At 75.4% G+C, this 5,032-nt stretch carries 6 protein-coding genes and 1 pseudogene; 2 read left to right on the top strand and 5 right to left on the bottom strand.

Going from position 1 to position 5,032, the window contains the following annotated elements:
• Together H5J30_RS17215 and H5J30_RS17220 are read left to right on the top strand one after the other, a co-directional pair.
• Positions 1–973, top strand: a 973-nt coding sequence (locus H5J30_RS17215) for an amylo-alpha-1,6-glucosidase (RefSeq protein ID WP_374100989.1), incomplete at its 5' end; no start/stop codon positions are given.
• Positions 974–1,103: 130 nt separating this feature from the next.
• On the top strand, positions 1,104–1,667 hold the full coding sequence (locus H5J30_RS17220; RefSeq protein WP_181788308.1) for a dihydrofolate reductase family protein: 564 nt from the start codon (positions 1,104–1,106) through the stop codon (positions 1,665–1,667).
• Here the strand turns inward: H5J30_RS17220 and H5J30_RS17225 are convergent.
• The 5 genes and pseudogenes from H5J30_RS17225 to H5J30_RS17245 all read right to left on the bottom strand — a co-directional run.
• Positions 1,664–2,143, bottom strand: a complete 480-nt coding sequence (locus H5J30_RS17225; RefSeq protein ID WP_181788309.1) for an NUDIX hydrolase — start codon at positions 2,141–2,143, stop codon at positions 1,664–1,666. The two genes, H5J30_RS17220 and H5J30_RS17225, sit on opposite strands and share 4 nt — an antisense overlap.
• Before the next feature lie 35 nt (positions 2,144–2,178).
• On the bottom strand, positions 2,179–3,324 hold the full coding sequence (gene dusB, locus H5J30_RS17230; protein ID WP_181788310.1) for a tRNA dihydrouridine synthase DusB: 1,146 nt from the start codon (positions 3,322–3,324) through the stop codon (positions 2,179–2,181).
• A 79-nt stretch (positions 3,325–3,403) separates the two neighbouring features.
• On the bottom strand, positions 3,404–4,006 hold the full coding sequence (locus H5J30_RS17235; protein ID WP_181788311.1) for a hypothetical protein: 603 nt from the start codon (positions 4,004–4,006) through the stop codon (positions 3,404–3,406).
• Positions 4,003–4,782, bottom strand: a complete 780-nt coding sequence (locus H5J30_RS17240; RefSeq protein WP_181788312.1) for a hypothetical protein — start codon at positions 4,780–4,782, stop codon at positions 4,003–4,005. The genes H5J30_RS17235 and H5J30_RS17240 overlap by 4 nt, the downstream gene beginning before the upstream one ends.
• Positions 4,775–5,032 (bottom strand): annotated as a pseudogene (locus tag H5J30_RS17245) (hypothetical protein); the annotation flags it as partial. The gene H5J30_RS17240 and the pseudogene H5J30_RS17245, both read right to left, overlap by 8 nt.

Consider the following 5,032-nt stretch of genomic DNA (forward strand, 5'->3'; position numbering starts at 1 on the left):
GCCGGGGAAGATCGTGCACGAGGTGCGCCACGGCGAGTTGGCGCACTTCGGCCAGGTGCCGTACGGGCGCTACTACGGGGCCGTGGACACCACCCCGCTGTTCCTCGTCCTCCTCGGCGCGCTCACCGAGCACACCGGCGACGACGGCCCGGCCCGCCGCCTGGAGCCGCAGGCCCGCGCCGCCGTCGAGTGGATGTTCCGCGACGGCGGCCTCGCCGACTCCGGCTACCTGCGCTGCCGCCCCGACGACGGCGCCCCGGCCGGCCAGAGCTGGCGCGACTCCCCCGGCGCCCTCTGCGCCGCCGACGGCACCCGCGCCACCGGCACCCTCGCGCCCGCCGCGCCCCAGGGCTACGCCTACGCCGCCCTCACCCACACCGCCCGCCTCGCCGCCACCGCCTGGGCCGACCCGGCGCTCGCCGGCCGCCTCACCGCCGCCGCCGGCGACCTGCGCACCCGCTTCCTCGCCGACTTCTGGCTCCCCGGCCCCGACTTCCCCGCCCTGGCCCTGGACGGCGCGGGCCGCCCCGCCGACGCGCTGTCCTCCGACGCCGGGCACCTGCTGTGGTCCGGGCTGCTGGACGCCGACCGGGCGCGCCTGGTGGGCCGGCGGCTGCTGGCGCCGGACTTCTTCTCGGGCTGGGGGGTACGGACCGTGGCGGCGGGGCAGGGTGCGTACCACCCGATGGCCTACCACCGCGGCGGCGTCTGGCCCCACGACAACGCGATCCTGGCCCTGGGCCTGGCCCGCTACGGCCTGATGGAGGAGGCCCGCACGGTCGCGGACGCCCTCACCGACCTGGCGGCCCGCACCGCCCACCGCCTCCCCGAAGCCGTCGCCGGCTACCCCCGCACCACCCAGCCCACCCCGATCCCGGTCCCCCACGCCGCCGCCCCCCGGTCCTGGTCGGCCACCGCGCCCCTGGCCCTGCTCACCGCACTCGAAGCGGCGGATCCGGAGGAAGCCGCCTAGTTTCTGGGGCCGTCGCCGCCGCCCTCGACGGGGGTCCGCTCGACGAGGATGCGCGCGGCGGGCGCGTCGCGATGAGTTTCCGGGGGCCGCGCGGTCCTACTCTCGAACCCCCTGACGAGGAGGACTTGTCATGCGCAACGTGACCTACTCGATGGCCATGTCCCTCGACGGCTACGTCACCGGGCCGGACGGCGGCATCGACTGGGGGGATCCCAGTGAGGAGGTCTTCCGGTTCTCCATCGAGGAGATCCGCGGGGTCGGTGTCCACCTCATGGGGCGGCGGCTGTACGAGACGATGCTGTACTGGGAGACCGCCGCGAAGGACCCCGGACTCGGCGCGGCGGAGCGGGAGTGGACCACGCTGTGGAACCCGCTGCCCAAGGTGGTGTTCTCGCACACGCTGACGGCGGTGGAGGGCAGCGCCCGCCTGGCCTCCGGCGGCCTGGCCGAGGAGATCGCGCGGCTGCGGGAGGAACCGGGCGAGGGCGACATCGCGATCGGCGGCGCGACGCTCGCCGCGGAGGCGGCGGCGCTCGGGCTGATCGACGAGTACCGGATCAGGGTGAACCCGGTGCTGCTCGGCGGCGGCACCCCGTTCTTCGACCGGCACGAGCGCAGGGTGAACCTCGAACTCGTCGAGACCCGCACGTTCGGCTCGGGCGTCGTCTTCCTCCGCCACCGCGTGGTGCGTTAGCCGCCGTCCGCGGCCCTCCCCCAGGGGCCGCCCGGGGCGAGGTCGGCCAGGACGGACCCCAGGTGCGGGGGTTCGAGGGGGTCCGGGAGGGTGCGGACCTCGGGCCAGGCGATCCAGGCGTGGCCGGCGAGGGTGGCCCGCTCGTCGGGGAGGAGGCCCGCGCGGCGCAGCGGGGGGCGGTCAGTGGCGTAGCGGGCGAGGAAGAAGTGCTCGGTGCCCGCGAAGTGGGTGCCCTTCCAGTGGAAGTCGCGCGCGACGGGCACGCCGCGGTCCTGGACGGCGGCGGGGTCGAGGCCGGTCTCCTCGGCGAGTTCGCGGCGGGCGGCGGCGAGCGGGGTCTCGTCGGGCTCGATGCCGCCGCCCGGCGGCTCCCAGATCAGTGCGCCGTCGAAGGGGTCGCGCCAGCGCAGCAGGAGTATCCGCTCGGCGGCGTCGAGGCAGACGACCCGCGCGGCGGGCCGGTGTGTCGTGTCCACCGCTCCGAGGCTAGCTCCCGGGGGTGCGGAGGCCCTCAGCCGCCCGAGGTGTCCAGTTCCGCGGCCGCGTCCACCCGCGGGTTCTCGTACGGGTCCGCCAGCCAGCCCTCCGGCAGCACGACCTTGTTCCGGCCCGCCGTGCGCCCCCGCGGGCCGTCCGCGCCCGCCGGCCACGGCTGGTCCAGGTCCAGGGTGCCCAGCAGGTCGTCCAGCTCCGCGAGGGAGCCGGCCATCGCCATCCGGTGGCGCACTTCCTTGCCGACCGAGAAGCCCTTCGTGTACCACGGCACGTGCTTGCGGAAGTCGATGACGCCGCGCCGCTCGTCGCCGAGCCACTGCCCCAGCAGCTCCGCGTGCCGCCGCATCACCCCCGCGACCTCCTTCAGCGCCGGCCGCGCGTACGACGCGCCCGGCCCCGCCTCGAACGCCGCCACCAGGTCCCCGAAGAGCCACGGCCGCCCCAGGCAGCCGCGCCCGACCACGACCCCGTCGCAGCCCGTCTCGCGCACCATCCGCAGCGCGTCGTCCGCCGACCAGATGTCCCCGTTGCCCAGCACCGGGATCTCCGGCACGTGCTCCTTCAGCCGGGCGATCGCGTCCCAGTCCGCGGTGCCGCCGTAGTGCTGGGCCGCCGTGCGGCCGTGCAGGGCGATGGCCGTGACGCCCTCCTCGACGGCGATCCGGCCGGCGTCCAGGTACGTGAGGTGGTCGTCGTCGATGCCCTTGCGCATCTTCATCGTCACCGGCAGGCCGCCCGCCCCGGCGACCGCCTCGCGGAGGATCGCGCGCAGCAGGTTCCGCTTGTACGGCAGCGCCGAGCCGCCGCCCTTGCGGGTCACCTTGGGTACGGGGCAGCCGAAGTTGAGGTCGACGTGGTCGGCGAGGTCCTCGTCGGCGATCATGCGGGCCGCACGGCCCGTGTACACCGGGTCGACCCCGTAGAGCTGGATCGACCGCGGCTTCTCCGTGCCGTCGAAGTGGACGAGCCGCATCGTCTTGGCGTCCCGCTCGACCAGCGCCCGCGTCGTGATCATCTCGCTGACGAACAGCCCGCGGCCGCCGGAGAACTCCCGGCACAGCGTGCGGAACGGCGCGTTCGTGATCCCCGCCATGGGCGCGAGCACCACGGGCGGGGAGACGGTGTGCGGGCCGATCTGCAGCTCGGACAGGGGGCTGGACATGCGGGGCGCTACCTCGTTGCGTACGGGGACGGACCCTCCATTGTCCCCCACCGGCGCCCGGTCGCGTACCGCGGTGCTCTCAGCGGTCCTCGTCACGGCGGACCCGTACCGCCAGCGCCAGCCCGTCCATGTCCTGCGCCGCCGCCGCGAGCCGGCCCACGTCGCCGCTGATGGCGCGGACCAGGACGTCCACGCCGTGCGGCTCGGAGCGGAAGGCGTAGTTCAGGGAGGAGCCGAGGGTGCCGTCGTCCGGGTCGGTGAAGTAGCGCATGGCGCGCAGCCCGTTGCCCAGGTGCGGGTGGCGGAACAGCTCCACGATCGGCGGCTCCACAGCCTCGTCGTCCATCGACCGCACCAGCTCCCGCAGCCGGTCGTTGCGGTCGCCGGCCGTCGCCAGCCCCCACACGGCCAGCGGCAGCGGCGCCTGCCGCGGGTCGGGCACGTACAGGTACAGGTCCTGGCCGGGGAAGACCGTGCCTGCGCGGTCGGCGTACTCCAGCAGCGCGTCCCGCAGCCGCGCCACCTCCTCCTCGTCGCCGCCGGGCTCGACGTCCGCGAGCGTCCACCACGCCTCGGCGACGGCCTCCGCCCACTGGGCGGGACCCGGCCACGGCAGGCCCTCCCACTGCTGCGGCACCCACAGCCACTTCGCGTCGTCGTAGTCGACCTCGATCCAGCTCACCGGCTGCTCCTCGTCCAGCGGAAGGTGGTCATCACGGCGTCGAACAGCTCGACGAGCACGTCCGCGAACGCGCCCTTCGGGTCGCCGTCCGCGAGCGTGCTGAACGCGACCGTCACCCACCGGGTGTCGTCCTCGGGGACCGCCAGCACGTAGTCGACGCGGCGGGAGGCGTACTCGCCGCCCTCGTCGCCGGAGGCGCGGGCGACCCGCTCGTTGCGGTAGCCGACGGACCCGTCGACGGCCGCGGGCTGCGACTTCTCCGCGTCGGCGAGCAGCCGGGCGAGGACCAGCGCGGGGTCGGCGCCCGCGGACAGGGTGATCTCGGAGACGACGAACGACGCCGCGACCGTCACGCCGTGCAGCTGCTGCACGGGCAGGTAGAGGTCGAGTCCGCCGCTCTTGCGCGCGTCGGCGGCGGCCTTGCGCAGCCGCCGCACCAGCTCCAGGCGCACCTCGGGTATCCGGTCGCGGGGCAGGTCGTCAGGCAGGTCGGCGACGGCCTCGTCGACGATCCGCAGGATCGCCTCGTCGGTGCCGTCGCGCAGCGGGATACGGGACCAGTTCGGCGGCAGCACGAGGGTGTACCCGACGGCGGCGCCCTCCTCGCGGTCCCGGCCCGGGTCAGCGTCGCGGGCCCGCTCCTGGCCCTGGTCCTGGCCATGGTCCCGGTTCTCCTCCCGGCCCCGCCCGTCGTCCCGGTCCCGTACAGGTCTCTCCGTACGCTCCGTCCGCGCCGCCCGCTTCACATAGTCCACGCGCCCCGTCTGCTCAGCCACCGGCTGCTCCCCCGCTTTCCCGTTGCCGCCGCTTCTTCTCCGCGTGGTGCGCCCGCACCCGCCCGTCCCGCTCCCGCCGCTCCCGCCTGCGCCGCCGCTCCGCCCGGTCCGTACGCACCGCGGACACCACCCCCGTCACCAGCGCCGCCCCCGGCACCGCGGCCAGCGCCGCCGGCCCCGTGACGTACGCGGCGGCCATCAGCAGCACCGACCCGAAGACGGCGGTGACCTCCAGCTCGCCGTCGCCCAC

It is taken from the genome of Streptomyces phytophilus (genome assembly GCF_013870535.1).
GTDB lineage: Bacteria > Actinomycetota > Actinomycetes > Streptomycetales > Streptomycetaceae > Streptomyces > Streptomyces phytophilus.

Bases quoted from the DNA above. Each gene is read 5' to 3' on its own strand.
- H5J30_RS17220 (WP_181788308.1), top strand. From the start codon at position 1,104: ATGCGCAACGTGACCTACTCGATGGCCATGTCCCTCGACGGCTACGTC.
- dusB (WP_181788310.1), bottom strand. From the start codon at position 3,324: ATGTCCAGCCCCCTGTCCGAGCTGCAGATCGGCCCGCACACCGTCTCC.